Here is a 22,455-nt window from a genome sequence, read left to right as displayed (position 1 = left end):
ATGACAGGACTTATACAGAAAGTTGTTTATTCAGCCAATGGTCAATGGCCATCTATCTTCTCACGCTTAGGTATAGATGCTCCGAGTTCAGGTAAACATGGGCCATGTCCTGTATGCGGTGGCAAAGATAGATTTCACTTCGATAATAAAGGCGGCAAAGGTACATGGATTTGCCGTCAGTGTGACGACCAAAACTACGGAGACGGCTTAGACCTTGTAAGCAAGGTATTAAATATAACTCTATATAATGCGGCTAAAAAGGTTGCGGAGTTACTCAATGTAGAGCCATCCGATTTAACGGTCAATGAAGAAAACATGCAAGCGATTCAACTCAGTAGGCAGAGAAATATTGAAGCTAACAAACTTCGAGAACAACAAATATCAGCAGCTAAAAGAGCTGCTGATATTTGGGAAGAATCTATACCCGCCTCACCGAAACAGTTCTACTTAAGGTTTAAAAAAGTCAAACCTCACGGTATTAGGCAACTAGTAACTCCAGTACAAAATGGCAAAACTTGCTTCCCCATCGGGACCCTCGTTATTCCAATAAAAGATGATGAAAACAATCTGATAAGTCTGGAGTTTATTCATAATGGAAGGAAACACGGCTTAGCTGGTGGAATGAGAAAAAATGGCAGATTTATTATTGGAGATATTGAGTCTGCAAAACACATTTGGATCGTAGAGGGGTTCGCTACAGGGGCAACTATCCATGAACTGACAAATGAGCCAGTGGTGGTAGCGTTTACTGCAAATAATTTAATTCACGTAACTTCATCACTCCTCTATATGCGTGAAGTTACAATTTCGATTGCTGCAGATGATGACCCGGTGGGAATTAAGTTTGCGCGTTTAGCCGCTAGTGATAGTAATATTAGAATCAAAATCCCTCCTTTCAATCCAGAACATATGCTACCAGCAGATTCCAGTGAAAAGCGGGTACTAACTGATTGGAATGACTACTGCTCAATTTATGGTGAAAGACGCACTTTAGAGGCGTTAAACCTATGAAACAGCCACCTAATGAAAATGAATCAAGCCAGCAAAGAGCTGAATTACAGCATTTGACTAGCTACAACCCTACCATTCCCACCGGTGGCAGTGTAAGTGACAGAGTTTACAATGAAAATACCGAGGTTCCGTTGAGCGTAGAAGACAAATCAATATCGCCTAACCCCACCTCTACAATAACGGCTTCGGATAGAGATAGTAAAATTGCATCATTTATAGCCGAAGAACTTAACGGTATATATGCGATTAGTACCGAAGAGGCAGAGGTTTACCGCTGGGATAACTATGCTGGTTTTTGGGTACAAAACGGAACAAAAGCACAGAGCCTTGAAAATATTGTTTTCGAACAGCTAAAACAACATCTAGGGAGCGAGGGCTTTAACACCGGAAAAGTAAGCTCTGTAGCAGGTATGCTTCAATACACCTTGAAGAAAATGCCACAACCAAACACCAGTAACATAATCTTCAAAAATGGCATATTAGAACCTGTTAGTGGAACGTTTACTCCTCGCTTAGTAAAGAACCTATATGCAAGGTACAGCACTGGTGTTGACTACATTGAAACGGACGGTAGTGCCGATTTTTGTCCTGTATTCATCGACTACATTAATTTTATTAGTGGTAGTGACGACCCTAACACTTTACAACAGCGTTCAGCGAATAGGGTTAGAGTACTGAAAGCTGTTCTGGTCATGGTTTTACTAAGGAAGTATGACTGGCAACTTTTTGTAGAAGTAGTTGGTCCTGGTGGCACTGGTAAAAGCACATTTGCAACCATGATTAGTCTGCTGGTGGGGCTATCAAGTGTAAAAACCATTGAAGCTAAAGACCTGGAGGTACCCGAGCGTCGTGTAGATATTCTAAATGCTGCGCTTCTGTATTTACCTGATATGGAAACCTACCAAGGCGATGGCTCAGGCCTTAAAAAGATCACCGGTGGAGATCCAGTATCTTGTAGGCGGCTATACGGGCCATCATTTTCTGCGCATATCAGAGCCATCATACTCGCAGTAAATAACAGTCCAATGCGCTTTACTGATCAGGGTGGCGCTATATCACGCAGAAGAGTTTTAATACATTTAGGGCAGATAGTACCTAGTAATAAACAAGATCCTAATTTCAGCTCAAAATTAAGAAAAGAGGTACCCGCCATAATTCAGTACCTGAATGCATGGACACAAGAGATAGGTGGAATTGCTGAAGTCAGGAAAATCCTGATAGACGCAACCAATGGTGAAGATGCTAGAGATATATTGATAGATTCTGATCCTATGACAGGTTTTGCAAAAGATCTCCATTACTCTGATGAGGCGAAATGCCAAGTTGGTGGAGTCCCTAATGCTAAACAACCATCATCACCACAGCGATACCTGTTTCATGCTTACCTGAGATACTGTGAGTTTTATAACTATGAAACGCGAATTACTCAGAGAACGTTTAGCTCTGCATTTGAAGTAGCAGCGAAGAGGTTCGGTAAAGTCTGTAGGAGTAAAATAAATGGTAAGTCTATTTTTAAAGGCGTAGCTATCCACACAAACACCGATTCCCAACCTGAATGGATGCAATCGTAACCCAAAATTTCATTCCCACCTTCCTAAGGCTGCTGTCAGCATAATTCAGTAGGGAATGGTGGGGCTGTAGGGGTTGAACCACACTTTTATAAATTAACATATCTTAGTCACGATTATGTGTCTTTGAGAGGGCGTTATGATTAAAAAGAATAGAACTAACTGGCCTAAGACCAAAGCAAAGTGGGCTGATGAACATTTGAAAACGGGTATAACAATTAAAGACTTTTGCAAGAAAAAGCACATTAACTATAACACAGCAAGAAGGCATCTAACTGCGCAATACGCAGCAGATTACGCCGCTGCGCAAATAGAAATTAATCCTGATTATCAAATACTAATAAGACAGAAACTAAAATCAAGAAATCAAAATAATGAGAAACAACTACCTGTAAAACATCCAGGTGGAGCCCCATTAGGCAATCAAAACGCTCGAACCCATGGTTTCTACTCACGCTATATTAACCCAGAGTTCTTAGATGCTGTAGAGGGTCTGCAACGTGAGCAGGAGCTATTTGCTTTACAAGCACTGTACTTTGAATGCCTTGAGTATAGGCACCATATAAAACAAGAAATCACCCAGATTGAAACTCGAATAAGGGCCTCTAACGATAGCATCGAAGAGCTATCTCAGTTACTCATTGCTAACGACAAACGACTCGTTACAGCTGAGTCCCACTTACTAAAGATCCAACAGCAGATAGAAAGTCATCGCTTATCCATATTTAAAGAGGGGAAACTAGAGCAAGAAATAAGACTAAGGAAGCTCCAAGCTGATGCACTAGAGAAGCAGGCTAATCAGGGAGAAAAACACTTACTCAGCGACATTATCAGGGATATTCAAAATATGGGAGGAGATGGGTTTCTGCAGTAATACTCATCGGATACTTTAGAGCTAGGCTTTAATAAGGTAAGTCTTAGTCCTTTTCAGGTAGCGAAAAATTTCGCTGCTTTCCTATGTTAACAGCCTTATGCAAAAAGGCTGTTACTATATTAAATGAGAGCGATATATCTACAAATGTGTTGATCAACATCTCAATTATATCTACCCAATGAACAGAACTGTTTAACTAATAATCAGGTATGCCTTATAACTACTAAGTAGTTCACCCAATAAAGGTTAGAGAACTCAGCTAACTACATAAGAGCAGCTATGAACAACATTGTCTCAAAAATACACCAAGGACGCTACGACACTGAAAAGCAATTACTAACCTTGCGTGATAATGCACTCGACAGAAAGAGAAAAGATGTTCTCGATGCGGTAAACCAGCGTCTAAAAAAATGCTTTCCAAAAACCTATCAGCGCCTTGTGGGACCACTGAACGCAAGAATTAGAGATAAAAAGTTTAAGTGCTACTGTAATAACCCCAAGAGTCTTCATGAGATCTACAAGGACATCATCAGCAACAAAGTCCATTATCATGCATTAACCTGTGACGCATGTTGGCAAGAAGACTTAGCTAAGACATGGGGCTATTACGGCTGGGCAAGTAAACTGATTTCAGTACAAACATGGCAAGATCTATGTGATGAACGCGGCTGTGATAAATTTGCCTCATATTAATGCCTTAAATCGTAATAACTGAGCCTTTTTATAATAAGTATTGATCTACTCAATGTGATACGGTGAAAAATCATGCTAAGTTACAACACTTACTATTTGTAAATTTGTATGGTGAAGAATGCTCACTCAACTAGATAAAGAGTTACTTGAAAAGGCCGCAAAAACTTATGAGGAACTACAAGTTCCCATTGATGTTGCTATTAACGTTTTCTTGGCAAAATCTATTGAGCAAAAGGGCTTTCCATTCGCTGTATCCCTAGAAGGGGAACCAGATGACATTCAAAGTGACATAACCAACTCACAAATTACAGAGTCCATCAGAAGTATCATTCAGTCTGAGCTCCCTGCTAAAGAACTGCATAACCTAGCTCAATTAGAGTACAGCAAACACACCTTTGGTATTTCATTTCCTGTGATCAAAAAAGCCAAAAGCGAATCTTTAGAAGATATACGTATCGCAGTAAAAGACTCAAAAGGTAGAAACCGATACTCAACGACTAGAGTCGCAAGAGTTAACGGTCAGGTTTACGTGATTTGCACTCAATGGACAGACCGCCACCGCAGTGCTTTTGCCCGTTGGCAAAAGGTATGGGGCTAACTATGCATATTATTGATAATTTAAATAACCTTCTCGGTGACGATTTAAAATCAACCTTAAAGCCTGGTGCAAAACTGAAAGTAGCAGCCTCTTGTTTCTCAATATATGCCTATGAGGCATTAAAGGAAGAACTTGAACAGCTCGACTCTTTAGAATTTATCTTCACTTCTCCAACCTTTGTTGAGTCTGAAGTCTCTGACAAGTTTAAAAAAGAGAAGCGTGAGTTTCATATACCTAAAGAGCAACGGGAGCGTAGCTTTTATGGTACTGAATTCGAGATTCAGCTAAAAAATAAGCTAACTCAAAAAGCCATCGCTAAAGAGTGTTCTAACTGGATTATTAGAAAAGCAAAGTTTAGCTCCAATACCACGGGCTCACCTATGCAACAATTCGCTGGTGTTGAGAATAACGCTAAAGAGTCTATCTATATGCCTTTGCAAGGTTTTACCGCCGTTGATCTAGGCTATCAGCAAGGTAATGCCGTATCTAATATCGTTAACTGCATGGATGAACCAGCTACAACCAGCACATTTTTGGGGCTATTTAATCAAATATGGAGCGATCAAGACAAAGTTGAAGATGTCACGCAGCGGCTAATTGATCATATCTCTTCCGTCTACCAAGAAAACTCACCCGAACGCATCTACTTTCAGCTGCTTTATAATATTTTTAATGAGTTCCTAGAAGACATCAATGAAGACGTACTACCCAATGATAGAACGGGCTACCAAGACAGCCTTATTTGGAACAAGTTATTCAACTATCAAAGAGATGCTGCCACAGGCATCATAAATAAACTTGAGACTTTCAGTGGCTGCATCTTGGCAGACAGCGTAGGTTTAGGTAAAACTTTTACTGCATTGGCTGTAGTAAAGTACTACGAGCTCCGTAATAAATCAGTACTTGTTTTATGCCCTAAAAAACTCGCCGATAACTGGTTAAACTATAACCGTAACTTAGTCACTAACCCCTTTGTAAAAGATCGATTTAACTTTGACGTGCTTTGCCATACAGACCTTCAAAGAACATCTGGTGAATCATTTGGTATTCCAATGAACCGCATCAATTGGGGCAACTATGATCTAGTTGTTATTGATGAGTCCCACAACTTCAGAAATAACCAAGTGTATAAGGACAAAGAAACACGTTATCAGGCATTGATGAATAAGGTTATCCGTGCCGGAGTAAAAACCAAGGTTTTGATGCTTTCAGCAACTCCCGTGAATAATAAGTTTGCAGACCTAAGAAACCAGCTTGCACTGGCTTACGAAGGAGAATCTCACGTTCTGCAAGAGCAGGTTGGTACCCAGTACAGTATCGAGCAGATCTTTAAACGTGCTCAAAAATCATTTAATGACTGGGCAGACTTAGCACCAGAAGATAGAACGGCATCTCGATTACTTGACTCACTTGATTTTGACTTCTTTCAGCTACTTGATAGCGTAACGATTGCTCGCTCAAGAAAGCACATTCAGACTTTTTACGATACTTCCGATATAGGTCCATTCCCAGAAAGAATGAAACCAAAATCATTTCACCCACCACTGACAATGCGCACCGATGTTATTGGGTTTAATGACATATTTGAAGAGCTTTCCAAGCTAAAAATGGCTGTGTACGCTCCTATTAGCTACATACTGCCAAGCCGAATAACAAAGTATGAAGAGATGTACGATACCTCCGTAAGTGGCGGTAAAAGCACTCTACGTCAAGTCGATCGTGAAAAAGCGCTGCAGCGTCTTATGACAATCAACTTGTTAAAACGGTTAGAAAGCTCTGTTCATGCTTTTAAGCTAACCCTTAAAGGCTTGCATAAAACGTTAGCTACTGCGTTATCTAATATTGATTCATTTAAGCGAAGTGGATTAGATCAAGGCTTTAATGACAATGCTAATCAATATGATGGCGCCGATTGGGATGAGGACTTAGCTGATGTTGACGAACCGTTCTCAACGGGTGGAAAGGTAAAAATCAACTTAGCTGATATGGATCTTCCAGCATGGGAGCATCATCTAAGCAATGATCTCGAAGTCATTTCAGCATTACTCAATGAGATGCAAAAACTCACACCAGAGCATGACGCTAAACTACAACACTTAAAACAGCATATAAAAGATAAGTGGCGTACACCGTTAAACCCTGGCAATAAAAAAATACTTATCTTTACAGCCTTTGCCGATACAGCAGACTACCTATACGACAACTTGGCTAACGAGTTTCAAACAGACTTTGATATTCATACAGGAAAAGTAACAGGGAGTAGTGCGGCTAAATCAACCATAGGTAAAGGTTACGACTTTCAGAGTTTGCTAACGCTGTTTTCACCAAAATCAAAAGAGAAAACTCAGGTTTTACCTAATGAAGCTCTAGAGCTAGATCTGCTAATCGGCACCGACTGCATTTCCGAAGGCCAAAACTTACAAGATTGCGACTACTTAATTAACTACGATATCCATTGGAACCCCGTTCGTATTATTCAGCGCTTTGGTCGAGTGGACCGTATTGGCTCAACAAATGCGGCAATCCAGCTTGTTAACTATTGGCCCGATATCAGCCTAGATGAATACATTAACCTCAAAGAACGTGTAGAAAATCGTATGGTGATATCAGATATCACTGCCACAGGTGATGATAATGTCCTAAGCGCTGAAGCAAATGATGTCGCATATCGCAAAGAGCAATTAGCCAAGTTGCAAGAAGAAGTCATCGATCTTGAAGATGTAAAAACCGGTGTATCTATTACAGATCTGGGTCTTAATGAATTTCGCATGGACTTGCTTAATTACATCAAAAATAATGGTGACTTAAGCTCACAGCCCAATGGCATGCATACTGTAGTTGCAGCAAATCCAGAGATAGGGCTAGCACCTGGAGCAATCTTTGCACTCCGTAACCGTAATCACAGTGTCAACATTAACCAGCTCAACCGACTGCACCCATATTATCTTATCTATATGGCTGATAGTGGCGAGGTGATTATCAATCACATGCAGGTAAAACCACTGTTAGATCGCATCAGAGCAGCCTGTAAGGGCAAAACAGAACCTGAGGCTACAGTGTGTGAGCAGTTTAATCATGCAACTCAAGACGGCCGCAATATGCACTTCTATTCAGACCTACTAGATCAAGCAATTGCCTCTATGGTGGAAGTTAAAGCCAGTGGTGATTTAACAAGCCTCTTTGGTAACACTTCAACAACGGCGTTAACTAATGATATCTCAGGATTAGATGACTTTGAGCTCATAAACTTCATTGTAGTAAGAGCAAATAGCTCCCCTGCAAGTAGCAAAACTGAAGGGCCTTAAAGTGAGCTTTCAGCTTTTTACATTCCCAAGCAGCTGTGCACTAGGCAGTGACAAAAATGGTCAGAAACTCCCAAAAGAGACGATCTACCAGCAAGTCCAGCCAACAACAATAGTCAAACAGCTATTTGTAAAACAGATAGAACAGATCGTATGGCGTTATAAGCTATCTAGTGACACATTAAACTTAGCTGCGCATGAAGATGTTTCCGAAATACAAGTATTCGATATCTACCTGAAGCAAGATGTACCAGAGCCCGACCAGCAGATCTTTGAAACCCTTGATAAAGCAATACCCTCTCCTTTGCTTTATCGGGTATTCGACTCTAATAACAGTCGCCCAAAGATCAAATATGTAATGGCATACAAACGCAGTAATAAGCGTGACAGCGAGACTATGGTAGTAGAGCAGTATTTCCAGTCAAACTGGGTAGCAAGTACACCAGACAAAGCTTGCTCACTGCCAATGGTGTTGGATATTAAGGGGCTATATACAGCTCTTATCCGGAACCTAGTCACAGAGCCTGCGCTTGAAAATGAAAGCTTTCAAGAGCAACTTTCTCGTATTGAGCAGATTCGATTATTATCAGCAAAACTAGAAAAACTTCACACTCGATTAAGGAAAGAGAAGCAATTTAACCGTAAAGTTGAGCTAAACAAGCAAGCTAATCAGCTAAAAACTCAAGTCACAGCCCTAAGGTCGCATGACGCAAAATTGGAGCAAAAAAATGACTCAACTTACTAGTCAGCTTGGAGTGATACACAATAGCCGAAAACCTATTGCTACTGATGTATCAAGGGTGAGTAGAGTTAGTTCCCAAGGAAGATCTATGGCTATATATGGAAGTGAATGTACAAAGCAATATTACACAATAAATAGTAAAACATCGGCGCTTTCACTTGAAAAACCCATAAAAATGCCTATAATCAGCTCTAACAATACCCCTCCCGCTTCCTGCCTTTCTTTCGAGAATGGATACAGCGCACCGCGAGGGGTTACTCGTTTCTGGGCCTCTGGAAAATACTTTAATCAGGTAACATTGTGCGACCTACACACTAACTTAAGCATGGAGGTGTGTGTTGGCTAAAGCACCATCAATTCCCTTTAATAAACCACCATTAAGTTTCGCTGCTCAAGTTCAGAAGTTACAACTGCATGGTATGTTGGTGCCAGATATACAAAAGGCAGAATTTTATTTAAGCCAGCTAAATTATTACCGATTTGCTGCCTACTGTTTACCGTTTGAACAAAATCATGCGACTCATACTCTGTGCCAAGGTACCAGTTTTGATGATGTTCTTAACTTATACATTTTTGACCGTGAGCTAAGACTCTTGGTACTAGACGCTATTGAGCGTTTTGAGGTCTCTATAAGAACTCAAATGGCATATCATCTAAGTCATAATCACAATACTGCTCATCCACATTTGAACCCTATGCTATTTCATAATCCACTGACATACGGTGCTTCAGTTAATAAACTGGCTAGTGATGTAAAGTATAGTAAAGAAGATTTCATTAAACACCTAACATCTTGTTATGAAGAGCTTTTACCTCCAATCTGGGCATCTGTCGAGCTGATGACAATGGGACAACTTTCAAAATGGTATAGCAATATTGAGTCAAGAGCGGATAGAAGAAGCATCGCAAACGTTTACCAAATCGATGAAAAAATTTTGACCTCATTCTGCCAGCATTTAACACACGTACGTAACTATAGCGCTCACCATGCCAGATTATGGAACCGTGGCTTCACCTTAACAATGACAGTTCCTCGGCGAGGACCAAAAGACTTAGTTGCAGGGCTGGATAGCTCTCAACAACAAGGTCGTGCCCAACGAAAGATCTACAACACTTTAGTGATGTTGATTCACCTGATGAACGTCATGAACCCAGGTCACCACTGGAAGCAAAGGCTAATTGATCTAATCCAGAACCACCAAATAGATACTAGTAAAATGGGGTTCCCTGCAGACTGGCAACAACGTCAAATCTGGCAATAGCTTTTAAAGCGACTAAAGCAATATCAAACAATCTAGGCTTGCCCCCGATACAGGCAGCTTAATAACAGAATTTAAAACGAATTAAGAAACTCTTAAAGCTTAAGAGAAAGAGGCAGAACAACAGATGGACCAACTAAAAATGCATAGCCCAAACCTGGTTGACCAGAATATTGACAAGTTAGCTCAGCTGTTTCCAAGTTGTGTAACCGAGTCCCGTGGAGAGGATGGCAAGCTAAAGAAAGCCATCGATTTTGACTTACTCAAGCAAGAACTATCTCGTAACATAGTCGAAGGCCCGCAAGAGCGTTATCAGCTTAACTGGCCAGGAAAGCGCGAAGCCCTGCTAACAGCCAATGCCCCTATTGCTAAAACCCTACGCCCCTGCCGCGAAGAGAGTGTTGACTTTGATACCACAGAGAACCTGTTTCTCGAAGGTGACAACCTAGATGCATTGAAATTGCTGCAAGAGACCTACCTTGGCAAGGTGAAGATGATCTATATCGATCCACCTTACAATACTGGCAATGACTTTATTTATAAAGATGATTTCGCGGAGAATATCGACTCATACGCTGAACGTTCCAATCAAAAAGATGAAGAGGGGAATCGTTTAATCGCAAATACTGAATCGAATGGGCGATTTCATTCAGATTGGACATCAATGATTTTCTCAAGACTGAAACTAGCACACAATTTATTATCCGAAGACGGTGTTTTGTTTATGTCAATTGGACAGGAAGAGGTTTCGACTTCTTGCCAATTATTAAATGAAATTTTTGGTGAAAATAATTTCATAACTATCATTTCTAGAGTAATGAAAACTGGCGGACAAAAGGGAGTTCATTTCTCTCCATGTGTTGATTATATACTTGTTTATGCAAAAGAGATTGAAAAGCTAAATCAATTCAGAGAAGAGATAAGTCAGAATGTAATTGATAAGGTATACACTAAAGAATGTACTGATGGGCCTAGAAAAGGAGAAAAGTACCGTTCTATGGGGTTGTATCAGGCCATGCTAGATAAGCGAGCTAATCAACGATATTTTATCGAGTGCCCTGACGGTACTTTTGTCATACCACCGGGTGATTCAATGCCTACATCTTCAATTGATGGAGCTAAGATTACTCCATTAGATGGCGATGGTGTATGGAGGTGGACGCATGAACGCTTTGCTAAAGAAAGAGCTGCTGGCAATGTAGAATTTATTAAATCTGACAGAACATCCTTAATGACTAGTGAAGGGACAAAAGCCAACTGGAATGTGTACTATCGTATTTGGCTAAAAGATCGAATGAGAGATGGTCAGCTACCAGGAAATATTACTGAAAAATTTCAGAGTAGACACAGCTCTGCAGAGTTAAAAGATCTTGGGATCCCCTTTGACTTCCCTAAACCGACAAGCTTAATAAAATATTTAATGACGTTAGTTTCCATTGATAATGATGACATCGTATTAGACTTCTTTGCAGGCTCAGGCACGACAGCACATGCATCCATAGAATATGCCATTGATAACAGTTGCTCAAATCGATTTATATGTGTGCAATTACGTGAAGAAACAGATAAGAAATCATCTGAGTTTAAAGAGGGATATTTCGCAATATCAGATATATCAAAAGAGCGTATTCGCCGTGCAGGTCAAAAAATCCTAACTGACAATGCAGATAAAGACGGTATTGAGCAGTTAGACGTTGGCTTTAGGGTATTAAAAGTCGATAGCTCCAACATGGCCGAGGTTTACTACAAGCCTGATGCTATATCTCAAACAGATCTATTTTCTCAAGTGGATAATGTCAAAGAGGATCGCACCGAAGAAGACCTACTTTTCCAAGTGATGTTAGACTGGGGTGTCGATTTAAGCCTGCCCATTAAACGTGAAACCATTGACGGTAAAGCAGTATTTTATGTTGCAGACAACGCCTTAGTTGCCTGCTTCGACAAAAATGCAGGTATCACTGAAGCCTTTGTAAAAACACTTGCTAAAAATGCACCTATGCGCCTTGTCTTCCGTGATGCAGGCTTTGCCTCAGACAGCGCCAAGATCAATGTTGAGCAAGTGCTTAAGCAGCTTTCCCCACATACAGATGTGAAATCAATATAGGAGTGGGGATAATGACAAATTTTATCGGACTCAAATTTGCACGCACATTAGTGCGCCCGAAGGGTTGGATACAGAGAGGTATCCAATGAAGCTTAAGTTTAAACATCAAGCTTACCAAGCGGATTCTGTTCAAGCAGTCGTTGATTGCTTTAAGGGACAGCTCCCTAATGATTCTGCTAGCCGCTATAAGATGGACCCAGGCCTTGCTAAACAAGATCATGCTGGTGCGCGCCAGCAAAGTGCAGCGTTCGATGAAAATGCCTTTAAAAACGCTGATATCCAGCTCTCAGCGGAGCAGCTATTAACGAACCTTCATCAGGTGCAGCGCCATCAAAATATTGAGACGAAACCATCTCTTAGTCAGTTTCTAGATCTTAAAGGTAAAGTTCTACCGAAAACCTACCAACCAGGGGCAGCGCTTAATCTAGACATTGAGATGGAAACGGGTACAGGTAAAACCTACTGCTATGTAAAGTCTATCTTTGAGTTAAACAAACTGTATGGCTGGAGCAAGTTCATCATTGTGGTGCCAAGCATTGCGATTCGTGAAGGTGTACATAAATCACTTGAGATCACCGCTGAACACTTTTTAGAGGATTACGGTAAACGTGCACGCTTTTTTACCTATAACTCTAAACAACTGCACCAGCTAGAAAGCTTTTCATCCGACGGCGGCATTAATGTGATGATCATTAACGTTCAGGCGTTTAATGCTCGTGGTAAAGATGCACGTCGTATTTATGAAGAACTAGATGACTTTCAAAGTCGTCGCCCTATCGATGTCATTAAGGCTAACCGCCCAGTAATGATTTTGGATGAACCACAAAAAATGGAGGGTAAAAAGACCCTTGAGTCTTTTGCTGAGTTTAATCCACTGTTTATCATTCGTTATTCTGCTACGCATAAAACCGATCACAACAAGGTGTATCGTTTAGATGCACTCGATGCCTACAACCAGAAGCTTGTTAAAAAAATTGGCGTCCGCGGCATTACAACTAAAGGTTTGTCAGGTACTAATGCCTACCTATACCTTGAAAACATTGAAATATCACCAAGTAAGCCCCCCATAGCTCGCCTCGACTTTGAGCTAAAGCTTAAATCTGGAGCTATCAAACGCATCATGCGTAAGATGAGCAAAGGGGATAACTTGTATGACCTTTCTGATGGCCTAGAGCAATATAAAGACAACTTTGTCATCTCTGACATCAATGCAAATACCGACACTATTAGCTTCTTAAATGGCACAGAGTTACATGTTGGTGAAGCCTGTGGTGATGTAAATGAAGCAGCTCTACGTAGAATGCAAATCCGTGAAGCAGTTAAAGCACACCTAGATAAAGAGATACGCTTATTTGATAAGGGCATCAAAGTACTGAGTCTGTTTTTTATTGATGAAGTGGCCAAGTACAGAGATTACAGCGCTGAAGATGAAAAAGGTGAATATGCACGTGTATTTGAAGAGGAGTACAACAATTTAGTGCAGGAGTATATGCCGCTAGCAACTGAGCACGGTGATACACCCTATGCTAAGTACCTCAAACGTGATGCAGCTACACAAGTTCATAAGGGCTACTTTTCGATTGATAAAAAATCTAACCGATTAATCGACCCTAAATTTAAGACTCGTGGCGATGATGCTGGCTTAGCCAATGATGAAAACGCTACCGCCGCCTATGACTTAATCTTAAAGCATAAAGAACGCTTATTGAGCTTTGAAGAGCCAACACGGTTTATCTTCTCCCACTCAGCCCTACGAGAGGGTTGGGATAACCCTAACGTATTTGTAATTTGTACGCTCAAGCACAGTGACAACACCATCTCAAGACGCCAAGAAGTTGGCCGTGGGTTACGTTTGGCCGTTGACCAAACGGGCGAGCGTATCGACCATCCATCAATTGTCCATGAGGTTAACCATTTAACGGTTGTTGCGAGTGAGAGCTATAAAGATTTCGTTAGCGCCCTTCAGCGAGATATTAGTGAATCATTATCAGCACGACCAAAAGTGGCTGATGAGAAATATTTCACTGGAAAAGTTTTTGTAACCACTGATGGCGATGTAGAGGTTACTGCAGACTTAGCTAAGCAGATCTACCGTTACTTGCTTAAAAATGATTATAGCGATGATAACGACCGTATTACTGATGAATATCATCAAGCTAAACGCGATGATCAATTAGCAAGCCTACCTGACGGTTTGCAGCCCTATGCTGAACAGGTATTTCAGCTTATTGACTCCGTTTACTCTAGTGCGCAGATGCCTGAGATTAATGATGACCGAAAAGCTAAGCTTAACTCATTAAACCAAAACTTCGACAAAAAGGAGTTTCAGGAGTTATGGGCCAGAATAAATCACAAAGCTATTTATAACGTTGAATTTGACTCACAAGAGCTGATAAAGAATGCGATTCCTGTCCTAGACGAAAAGTTAAGGGTAGAACGGCTGCAGTTTGATATTGTGCGCGGTGAACAAGTTGATAATGTGGATGCTGAGCAGGTTAAGTCTGGTCAAAGCTTCAAAATTAAAGAATCGGAAACGCCAGAATATACAGCTTCTATCAACTCCAGCGTTACTTATGATCTACTAGGCAAAGTTGCTGAAGATACAAAGCTAAAACGACATACAGTTGCGCAGATTTTAGCTGGCATTGGTGCTCATGTATTCGAGCAATTTCAGCATAACCCAGAAGACTTTATTGCCAGAACAGTATCACTGATTAATGAGCAAAAAGCGGCTATGGTCATTGAGCACCTTGCATATGACACGCTCGAAGATAAGTTCAATGCAGATATATTCACTGTGAATCAAAAGCAAGACTTCTCAAATGCAGGCTATCCATTAGAGCGGCATATTTACGACTATGTGGTTACAGACTCAAAAACTGAACGAAAGTTTGTTCAAGAGTTAGATACTGCAAAAGATAAAATCAGCGTATATGCCAAGCTACCAAGTGGCTTCTTTATCCCAACCCCTGTTGGCAACTACAACCCCGACTGGGCCATCGCATTTGTAGAGGGGTCAGTTAAGCATGTCTACTTCGTAGCTGAAACTAAAGGCTCGATGCAGTCAATGCAATTAAAAGGCACTGAACTGGCAAAAATCGACTGTGCTAAACGCTTTTTTGAAACCGTGAACAAAAAGTTCGCCAAAGATAAAGTTAAGTATGATGTAGTCAAAAACTACGATGATTTAAAGCGCTTGGTTATGTAGATAAGAAGATAAGATTAAAGCGCAGTTTATATTTCAGCTTTACTCTTATCGGTCTATTTAGATTAAATACCAATCTAATAGAGGTGACACTATCACCCTTGATTAAAGCTGCACAACGTAAAATTAATGGTACCAGAAATGGTACCATTAATTTTAATCGATAACTATTTTAAACAGTAAGGCACTTATTAATATAGATTATTCACAATCAAACCACATTCAGATCCAAAACGTTGAATAATCACCTCCTGTTTGCAATTAAGCCCAGCACTGCTGGGCTTTTGTTTATCTACGGCTAAATTACGTTAAGACGAGTCTAGAGCCCAATATCAATACTAATCAACGATAGGTTGCAACCAATCTCCAACAGCTTGTATTGGTTGATGCCTCTGCTCTACCCATGCCACCCAGGCGAGTTTTTTTGCGCTGTTGATATACTTGCTTTCAATGACAACTTCACCAACAAAAGATTGTGGATGCTGCTTTTCAGGCTCAAATTCTTGATGCTCAAGCACGGTAAAGTCATGCTCTAGCAGCTTATTGCGATTCTCCCCTCGAGTGACTTTGGTTTGTAGCCCTGCAGCGACTAACGCTAGGTGTAGACTCAGTGGCACATCATTGCCGGTTTGGTTGTTAAAATGAGCCTTGAGCTGATTATCTTTTATGTTAACCGACAAAATGCCAACCTCAGCTTGTGGTTTGCTAAGTACATCACCGAGTTTACGCTCAAACCATCCACGCCACTCTTGGCCATTAATCACAAACTGAGGGGTATAAACTTGGCCTGTATGTTTGGCATTGAGGTGATCATATTGCCGTTGGCTAAAAGCATGTTTGCCGTAGGGGTCTTTCCAGCCTATATAGTTCCAATAAGTCACATGAAACGCTAACGGAAAGTATTTGTCCCAAAGCTCGGTCTGTTTACTAAAGGCTGATAGCCAAGTTTCGGCCGGTGGACAGCTGCTACAACCTTGAGAAGTATATAGCTCAATAAAGTAGGGCTTGTTGACTGTGCTTTGTTTGTCAAAGTCAGTGATGGTTTGTGCATAGACGTTGACTGAAAACAGCAAAAAACAGAGCATCGTAAAGCGTATAAATTTGGCTAACATAAACTGATACCGAGTGGGCTTTTTAAAATAGACCCTACTAAGCCAAAAAATCATTCATCAACCAAGGAGGCTGTATGCAGCAATATCAACTTATAAATTGTCATTGTCATGACTATTTAGAACTTGCTTGTATGCGAGGTTATTGTTTGCTGTTAGAGCTAAAGCAGCGCGCGGATCTGACCGCTATAGCCATTACGCTTGAAACTCACAGCGACAAAACCGAATGGCTAATTGTTGATAATAACGGTACACAAGAGAGCATTCGGTTAGATCAGATAGTTGCCATAACACCAACCGACAGTGGCGCTAGTTTCCAGCGTGTTAAGATTGCTAGTTAGCTGCAACTGGCAGCTGTTTCGGGCTAGTTTTATGATAAAGCCCTAACATCAATAACGCACAAAGCAGTACTGCTAACCAACTCCACAAAGTTGCTATACCTAGGTTAATTAACTGAAAACCGACAAGGGCACTTAACGCAGCAATTATTGCAAATGGAAGTTGAGTGACAACATGAGCGTGAGGCTGACAACCAGAACTGGTCGCACTGATGACGCTGGTATCGGATATTGGTGAACAATGGTCGCCAAAGACTGAGCCCGCCATCACCGCACTCAATACCGGTAACATCAAAGCCTGATCCACAGCCACAGCGATTTCAGCACCGATAGGGATCATAATCGCAAAGGTGCCCCAGCTTGAGCCTGTAGTAAATGCCATGATTGCACAGAGCAAAAAGGTACCAGCAACGACTACATTGCTAGAAATAAACTGCTCTGCCCAACTCGCCAGCAGCTTGGCTACACCTAAGTCGCCGATAACAGCGCCTATCATCCAGGTAAACAGCAAAATGGCAATTGCAAAGCTAATAACCCTAACCCCTGCCAGCATATCTACAGCCAGTAATGCTGCCGTTCGTCCCGATAATTTGAGCATCAGCAAGGCTATGCTTGTAGCTAGAATACAGGCATCGCGCATCGCTGTACCAATATCAGCAGAGGTGATCCAGTCGGTGATATCCATTGATGGCGAATTAGACGCACCTGACCATAAAGTAAAGCCGACCGACGCTAACAGCAGACTTGCCATCGGCACACCTAATAGCCATGGGCTGCCAGCGTCCACTTCCTCTATTGCTTGATCTTCTTCTGCGGTATAACCAAAGCCAATACCAAACCAGGCAATGAGTAACGACAACACAATAACGGTAATGGCATAAAAATTGAGCTTTGCTATTTCGATAAAGGATTCCAGTGGCGACATTGGCAATAGGGCTATTCCAGCCAGAATAGCCATCACATACGGACCCCAGCTTGAAAAAGGCAACAGCGCGCATAAGGGTGATGCGTTTGAATCAACAAGATAAGCAATCTGCTCTTTACTCATGTTATAGCGCTGACTCAAAGGCTGACAAACATGGCCAACTGCCAAGCAACTAAAGATGCCGTCAATAAACACCACCCACCCCAGCAGTACCACCCCGACACGCGCCTGACGGCCACTCTGAATTCGATGATATAGCCAGTCAGCAAATGATTTTACCGCACCACCTCTGGCTAGTAGCTGAGTCATCATGCCGAGTAAAACCATCGCAGCCAATACGTTTAAATGCCAAGCTTGCCACTGCCCATCAGCATAAAGCTGCATCCAGGCTGTATCCGCTAAATACTCCGCCGTATTAAGTGGATTAAATTCGCTGAGAATAAGCGCACCTGAAACAATACCTACGCCTAAAGCAACCAAGGTACGCCTTAAAACCAAAGCCAACACTAAAGTTAATAACAATGGGGTAAGCATTAAGATATTGGCCAGCATGGCTGCAATTCCTATAGAAATAATGAGAAGAATACTAACGACTTAGTAACAAGTACAAAAAAAAGCCAATCTCACGACTTTTATCATAAGATTTTGGTCCATTTAGCATAATTAACTATTCACTAAGACCCCGTCACTGCTAGAATCGGGCTATCATCATGCTACCAAAGGGACTCCTCATGAGCCTTGAACTATTGTCGAAATTGGAAACAAAAATCCAAGCTGCACTTGAAACCATCGAGCTACTAAAAATGGAGCTTGAAGAAGAGAAACAGACGAGTACGAGTTTGACAGAACAAAACCAACACTTACAGCAAGAATTGAATTCTTGGAATGAAAAAGTAACAGGTTTAGTAGGTTTACTTAACGAAGAGGTTAGCTAACCTCTTCGGTAAGTTGACGTAATCGTTATTTTTGCAGTCGTGTCGCTAATGTACATAGCGACACCTGCGAAAATGATTACTGAGATTAACTAAGTAGAGTTGTGCCGCTCAGCCTCAATCTTTAGGCCTTACAAAAAATCATATAAAACTTTAACCGACTAATTGGTGCAGCCACTCAGGCTATGCGGTTTCCATTTCACTATTTTGCGACTCAATTAATTCATTGAGCTCCAATATAGCTTGCTTAACTTTAGGTAAGCTCTTCCTTGGCAATAAAAATCGTCCTTTATCAAATTCAATTCGACCTAGGTCTTTAACCCAGATCACCCCAGTTAGAAAAATGCGCGCATGCTTTACAATGAGTTTAGGTGCATAGACAGGAAAAACTCTCACAAGACCTCCCGACAACTTTTGATTGTTGTTATATGTTTTAGTTGGACAGGTGTTTTACCATGAGAGTTTCATGAGATCGAAAATAAAATTGTAAATATTTGAATCAATTTTATACAAGTTGTAAATTCTTTTTGCCAATCAGTCACCTAAATAGAAACAATAATAAATTGCCACTTGCCAATTTTTTGACACCCTGTTACCGTTTAATAGTTACTCAGGGTAACGTTGAGCTATATAGCTCCGTAGCCGTGCTTCTTGCGACCAGGAAGCGCGGTTTTTTTATGCCTGAAAAAAGACATAAAAAAGGAGCCGTTAGGCTCCTTGATGGTGACGCGACTAAACTTACTTCATTGTAGTGAGGTAGTAAGCAATATCGAGTAATTCGTCGTAAGACTTGATAGCACCCGTTTCTACGCGGTACTTGCCATTTACCACAAGCGCTGGAACACCTGAGATCTTAGCATTTTGGGTTGCACGCTTCATTTGCGACATTTGTGCATTGACCATGAAAGAGTTAGCTGCAGCGTCAAATGCTTTACCATCTACGCCATTCGCCACAAATATCGCTTTGACATCATCACGGTTAGTGAAGTGCTGCTTCTTGTCGTGGATCGCTGAGAAAATTGCTGTTTCCATTTTCTCATCAACTTTTAGTTGATGCGCAACAGCAAAAGCACGAGACATCTCCACACCCATATTGCCATTAATAAAATCAACGTGGTTTTGTTTAAAAGTCACACCTTCAGGCAAACCTGCTTTAATTTTTGGCACTTCTGATTTAGCGAAGTTGTAGCAATGAGGGCAATAGAAAGAGAAAAACTCAGTAATTTCAGGCTTAGCAGTTGCAGGGCCTTGATTAACTACCGTGTAATGCACGCCTTCTTTATAATCTGCAGCCATTGCAGCCATAGGGGCAACTAAAAATGCTAATGCGACCAGTAATGCTTTTTTCATGTAAATTCCTTGATGATGCTTCACGCACCTTTAATAATTTCACCATAACATAATGCCCTTTTGAGTCGACCTCAAGCGCATAAGTTCATTTTTCTGTTACAAAATGAGAGTCATCACAGAATTTTTAGATACTCTCAACTATCCAGTTTCAAACTAATACTGGGGTATTAAGCTCAGTGGCGGCTCATCAAGTGCAGCCAACTGTTCTTTGAAGGCAAGTATTTGCTGCTCCCAATATTTATCTTCTGCAAACCATGGGAAATTCATTGGAAATGCTGGGTCTGCCCAGCGTCGACTTAACCATGCGTTGTAATGCAGCATGCGCATAGCACGTAAAGGTTCGATAAGTTGTAACTCACGAGTATCGAACTCACAAAACTCCTCATAAGCTTCTAGCAGTACTTCTAACTGTAAAATCTGCTGTGGCCTATCTCCCGCAAGCATCATCCATAGATCCTGCACTGCAGGTCCCATCTTGGCGTCGTCCAAATCAACAAAACCAGGGCCATCTGGTGTCCACAATATATTGCTCGGATGTAGATCACCATGCAGTCGGATATTGGTGTAATCTTCAGGCTGCCACATTGCACTGGCTTTTTCGAGGATCTGCTCTACTACTGTAAAATAAGGCAACGCCAAACCAGAGGGTATATGACCCGATTCTTTTAGCCATTTTAATGACTCATCACCCAATAGTTGTGGTGACAAAGTATCACGGTAGATAAAATCAGCTTGCTTAGAGAACTGATGGATACGGCCGATGAATCGCCCTACAGATTCTAACTGATCTAAATTATCAACCTCAAAAGCACGACCGCCGATTGAGGGAAACAGCGCAAACCGAAATCCTTGATACTCATGTAATGAACGCCCATCAATGATCACTGGGGTCGCAATAGGCACTTCTTGTTCAGTCAATGCAGCAGAGAAATCATGCTCCTCTTGGATCTGCTGATTACTCCAGCGCTCAGGGCGATAAAACTTAACCACATAGCGTTGCCCTCTATCACAGCGAAATTGATAGACACGGTTTTCGTAACTATTGAGTGCGAGTAAACCTGTTTCAGGATAAATACCTAAGGTTTCGATAGCAGTTAATATTAGATCGGGCGTTAATGCTTGGTAGTGAAATGCCGATTCTTCATCTGCTGCTGTGATGATTATTTTACTGGGTTGTTCTCGGTTCATTTTCTATGCTCTAACGATTAGGGACTGTAGATCTTGGGCGGTTGTTATTGCCGCAGTTTATTGGCTACTAAAACAAGGCAGAGTTACAGCGCTAAATATGGCTTCATCAATTCGGCTAAATAGACTAATACATCAAACTCATCTTCTCGGTCGGTAGATAGCCAACAAATATCACCATAAAATTCATAATGCAGCTGCAAGTGTGAGCCTTCAAACTCCAATAACCATTGATGCCTGTCTGCACCCCACTGTTTCTCAACCACTCGGCAATCAATCGCTTGCGCAAATGGCTCTGCAAATTGATCAAACTGTTCAAAATCGATATCGGCCTGCACCGATAAACTTAAGGTTGGTCGATCTAATTTAATAGCATTTAATTTCATCTATTACACTCTTGTCCTGCATTTTTGCTGCTAGCGATGGCACTCACTTATTGCTTAGGCGAGACTAAATTTTGACAGATTAAGCTCTTGCCTTCAGCCACACATAGGTGACCACAAAGGTAATCTGGATGACTGTCATCGCTCAATCGCAGTAAACCTTTGCCCTTGGCATGGCACTGCTCAATTGACGCATAGTAGCCACTAATGAAATCTCCTGATTGCTCGGCACTCGGTTTAGTGGCTGCATCAGGATAGTAAAGTAATGTCCACTCGGGAGAATCGGTACAAGCTGTTAAGCCAAGAGTTATAAAAGTAATCAAGCATACTAAGCGTAATTTCATACCAAAGATCCTATCAATAAAAAAGGCGAACAGATGTTCGCCTTTTAGTAAGCAACTTAAGCCCATTCTACACCGCTTCGGTGATAATTGATGAACTTTACTGTGATTACATTATTTATTTGCTTTGGCTTTTGCCTTTTCAATACGCGTAATACGTCCTTCAAAGCCGGTAACCGTTCCGTCACTCACGCCCTGTTTTATTGCCGTATTACAAATGGCGATAGCCGCATCGAATTCGCCATTGTCATTTAGGAGTGTCGACATATGCATTAGCCCTATACCTTTCACGTCAGTTTTGGCTTCAGCGAGGTAGCGAGTAAACAGACTAACGTATTGTTCAGCAAGACTGGCGCCATATGCAACGTACTCACTCTGTTTACGCTGCTTATAACACTCAGCAACTGCGGCAGACATTGCGGTATATTCAGCAAGGGTATCTGTAGCTTCAGCGGTGTCGGAAACGGCTTTAGATAACTTAGCGTTAGCCCAAGTTAAATCCGTAGTGCCGGCTTTTGGCTCTGGCTCTGGCTCTG

At 41.4% G+C, this 22,455-nt stretch carries 19 protein-coding genes and 1 pseudogene; 12 read left to right on the top strand and 8 right to left on the bottom strand.

Annotated elements, in window-relative coordinates:
* From AB4135_RS12910 to AB4135_RS12865, 10 genes are all read left to right on the top strand, one after another.
* Positions 1–1,011 carry a primase-helicase zinc-binding domain-containing protein gene (locus AB4135_RS12910; protein ID WP_371993430.1) on the top strand — a complete coding sequence of 337 codons (1,011 nt, stop codon included), beginning with the start codon at positions 1–3 and terminating at the stop codon, positions 1,009–1,011.
* On the top strand, positions 1,008–2,582 hold the full coding sequence (locus tag AB4135_RS12905; protein ID WP_371993428.1) for a DUF5906 domain-containing protein: 1,575 nt from the start codon (positions 1,008–1,010) through the stop codon (positions 2,580–2,582). The genes AB4135_RS12910 and AB4135_RS12905 overlap by 4 nt, the downstream gene beginning before the upstream one ends.
* Before the next feature lie 136 nt (positions 2,583–2,718).
* The gene (locus AB4135_RS12900; RefSeq protein ID WP_371993426.1) at positions 2,719–3,453 is read left to right on the top strand and encodes a hypothetical protein; all 735 of its coding nucleotides are present in this window, start codon (positions 2,719–2,721) and stop codon (positions 3,451–3,453) included.
* 279 nt (positions 3,454–3,732) lie between these two features.
* A complete protein-coding gene (locus AB4135_RS12895; RefSeq protein WP_371993425.1) occupies positions 3,733–4,146 on the top strand; it encodes a hypothetical protein in 414 nt (137 codons plus the stop codon).
* Positions 4,147–4,264: 118 nt separating this feature from the next.
* Positions 4,265–4,744: an addiction module antitoxin gene (locus tag AB4135_RS12890; protein ID WP_371993423.1), complete on the top strand. Its 480-nt coding sequence runs from the start codon at positions 4,265–4,267 to the stop codon at positions 4,742–4,744.
* Between the two features lie 2 nt (positions 4,745–4,746).
* Positions 4,747–8,049: a helicase-related protein gene (locus tag AB4135_RS12885; RefSeq protein WP_371993421.1), complete on the top strand. Its 3,303-nt coding sequence runs from the start codon at positions 4,747–4,749 to the stop codon at positions 8,047–8,049.
* 1 nt (position 8,050) lies between these two features.
* A complete protein-coding gene (locus tag AB4135_RS12880) occupies positions 8,051–8,791 on the top strand; it encodes a DUF4391 domain-containing protein (protein ID WP_371993419.1) in 741 nt (246 codons plus the stop codon).
* Positions 8,792–9,123: 332 nt separating this feature from the next.
* Complete coding sequence (locus tag AB4135_RS12875; RefSeq protein ID WP_371993417.1) at positions 9,124–10,050, top strand: Abi family protein; 927 nt, start codon at positions 9,124–9,126, stop codon at positions 10,048–10,050.
* 124 nt (positions 10,051–10,174) lie between these two features.
* Positions 10,175–12,151, top strand: coding sequence for a site-specific DNA-methyltransferase (locus AB4135_RS12870; RefSeq protein WP_371993415.1), 1,977 nt, complete (start codon positions 10,175–10,177; stop codon positions 12,149–12,151).
* Between the two features lie 85 nt (positions 12,152–12,236).
* Complete coding sequence (locus tag AB4135_RS12865) at positions 12,237–15,359, top strand: type III restriction-modification system endonuclease (protein ID WP_371993413.1); 3,123 nt, start codon at positions 12,237–12,239, stop codon at positions 15,357–15,359.
* A 335-nt stretch (positions 15,360–15,694) separates the two neighbouring features.
* Here the strand turns inward: AB4135_RS12865 and AB4135_RS12860 are convergent, their stop codons facing one another.
* Positions 15,695–16,468, bottom strand: coding sequence for a DUF1223 domain-containing protein (locus AB4135_RS12860; RefSeq protein WP_371993411.1), 774 nt, complete (start codon positions 16,466–16,468; stop codon positions 15,695–15,697).
* Positions 16,469–16,542: 74 nt separating this feature from the next.
* Here AB4135_RS12860 and AB4135_RS12855 point away from each other — a divergent pair, with 74 nt between their 5' ends.
* A complete protein-coding gene (locus AB4135_RS12855; RefSeq protein ID WP_371993409.1) occupies positions 16,543–16,806 on the top strand; it encodes a Rho-binding antiterminator in 264 nt (87 codons plus the stop codon).
* Here the strand turns inward: AB4135_RS12855 and AB4135_RS12850 are convergent.
* Positions 16,799–18,280 carry a Na+/H+ antiporter NhaC family protein gene (locus AB4135_RS12850; RefSeq protein ID WP_371993407.1) on the bottom strand — a complete coding sequence of 494 codons (1,482 nt, stop codon included), beginning with the start codon at positions 18,278–18,280 and terminating at the stop codon, positions 16,799–16,801. The genes AB4135_RS12855 and AB4135_RS12850 overlap by 8 nt on opposite strands.
* 179 nt (positions 18,281–18,459) lie before the next feature.
* Here AB4135_RS12850 and AB4135_RS12845 point away from each other — a divergent pair, with 179 nt between their 5' ends.
* Positions 18,460–18,663, top strand: a complete 204-nt coding sequence (locus tag AB4135_RS12845; RefSeq protein WP_220738239.1) for a cell division protein ZapB — start codon at positions 18,460–18,462, stop codon at positions 18,661–18,663.
* 180 nt (positions 18,664–18,843) lie between these two features.
* Here the strand turns inward: AB4135_RS12845 and AB4135_RS12840 are convergent, their stop codons facing one another.
* The 6 genes and pseudogenes from AB4135_RS12840 to AB4135_RS12815 form a co-directional block, all read right to left on the bottom strand.
* Positions 18,844–19,056, bottom strand: a complete 213-nt coding sequence (locus AB4135_RS12840) for a DUF1107 domain-containing protein (protein WP_371993405.1) — start codon at positions 19,054–19,056, stop codon at positions 18,844–18,846.
* A gap of 342 nt (positions 19,057–19,398) precedes the next feature.
* The gene (locus AB4135_RS12835; protein WP_371993403.1) at positions 19,399–20,010 is read right to left on the bottom strand and encodes a thiol:disulfide interchange protein DsbA/DsbL; all 612 of its coding nucleotides are present in this window, start codon (positions 20,008–20,010) and stop codon (positions 19,399–19,401) included.
* A gap of 153 nt (positions 20,011–20,163) precedes the next feature.
* The gene (locus AB4135_RS12830) at positions 20,164–21,198 is read right to left on the bottom strand and encodes a serine/threonine protein kinase (RefSeq protein WP_371993401.1); all 1,035 of its coding nucleotides are present in this window, start codon (positions 21,196–21,198) and stop codon (positions 20,164–20,166) included.
* 83 nt (positions 21,199–21,281) lie between these two features.
* Positions 21,282–21,581, bottom strand: coding sequence for a DUF3630 family protein (locus tag AB4135_RS12825; protein ID WP_371993399.1), 300 nt, complete (start codon positions 21,579–21,581; stop codon positions 21,282–21,284).
* A 47-nt stretch (positions 21,582–21,628) separates the two neighbouring features.
* Positions 21,629–21,922, bottom strand: coding sequence for a hypothetical protein (locus AB4135_RS12820; protein WP_371993398.1), 294 nt, complete (start codon positions 21,920–21,922; stop codon positions 21,629–21,631).
* A gap of 111 nt (positions 21,923–22,033) precedes the next feature.
* A pseudogene (locus tag AB4135_RS12815) lies at positions 22,034–22,455 on the bottom strand (hypothetical protein); the annotation flags it as partial.

The organism is Shewanella sp. 10N.286.54.B9, assembly GCF_041468565.1.
Classification (GTDB): domain Bacteria; phylum Pseudomonadota; class Gammaproteobacteria; order Enterobacterales; family Shewanellaceae; genus Shewanella.
Note: the sequence above shows the minus strand (reverse complement) of the source record. Positions and strands in the feature narration are given on the sequence as shown.

Excerpts from the sequence above, each read along its gene's own strand:
- AB4135_RS12910 (WP_371993430.1), top strand. The coding sequence starts at position 1 with ATGACAGGACTTATACAGAAAGTTGTTTATTCAGCCAATGGTCAATGG.
- AB4135_RS12905 (WP_371993428.1), top strand. The coding sequence starts at position 1,008 with ATGAAACAGCCACCTAATGAAAATGAATCAAGCCAGCAAAGAGCTGAA.
- AB4135_RS12900 (WP_371993426.1), top strand. The coding sequence starts at position 2,719 with ATGATTAAAAAGAATAGAACTAACTGGCCTAAGACCAAAGCAAAGTGG.
- AB4135_RS12895 (WP_371993425.1), top strand. The coding sequence starts at position 3,733 with ATGAACAACATTGTCTCAAAAATACACCAAGGACGCTACGACACTGAA.
- AB4135_RS12890 (WP_371993423.1), top strand. The coding sequence starts at position 4,265 with ATGCTCACTCAACTAGATAAAGAGTTACTTGAAAAGGCCGCAAAAACT.
- AB4135_RS12885 (WP_371993421.1), top strand. The coding sequence starts at position 4,747 with ATGCATATTATTGATAATTTAAATAACCTTCTCGGTGACGATTTAAAA.
- AB4135_RS12870 (WP_371993415.1), top strand. The coding sequence starts at position 10,175 with ATGGACCAACTAAAAATGCATAGCCCAAACCTGGTTGACCAGAATATT.
- AB4135_RS12865 (WP_371993413.1), top strand. The coding sequence starts at position 12,237 with ATGAAGCTTAAGTTTAAACATCAAGCTTACCAAGCGGATTCTGTTCAA.
- AB4135_RS12860 (WP_371993411.1), bottom strand. The coding sequence starts at position 16,468 with ATGTTAGCCAAATTTATACGCTTTACGATGCTCTGTTTTTTGCTGTTT.
- AB4135_RS12855 (WP_371993409.1), top strand. The coding sequence starts at position 16,543 with ATGCAGCAATATCAACTTATAAATTGTCATTGTCATGACTATTTAGAA.
- AB4135_RS12850 (WP_371993407.1), bottom strand. The coding sequence starts at position 18,280 with ATGCTGGCCAATATCTTAATGCTTACCCCATTGTTATTAACTTTAGTG.
- AB4135_RS12845 (WP_220738239.1), top strand. The coding sequence starts at position 18,460 with ATGAGCCTTGAACTATTGTCGAAATTGGAAACAAAAATCCAAGCTGCA.
- AB4135_RS12835 (WP_371993403.1), bottom strand. The coding sequence starts at position 20,010 with ATGAAAAAAGCATTACTGGTCGCATTAGCATTTTTAGTTGCCCCTATG.
- AB4135_RS12830 (WP_371993401.1), bottom strand. The coding sequence starts at position 21,198 with ATGAACCGAGAACAACCCAGTAAAATAATCATCACAGCAGCAGATGAA.
- AB4135_RS12825 (WP_371993399.1), bottom strand. The coding sequence starts at position 21,581 with ATGAAATTAAATGCTATTAAATTAGATCGACCAACCTTAAGTTTATCG.
- AB4135_RS12820 (WP_371993398.1), bottom strand. The coding sequence starts at position 21,922 with ATGAAATTACGCTTAGTATGCTTGATTACTTTTATAACTCTTGGCTTA.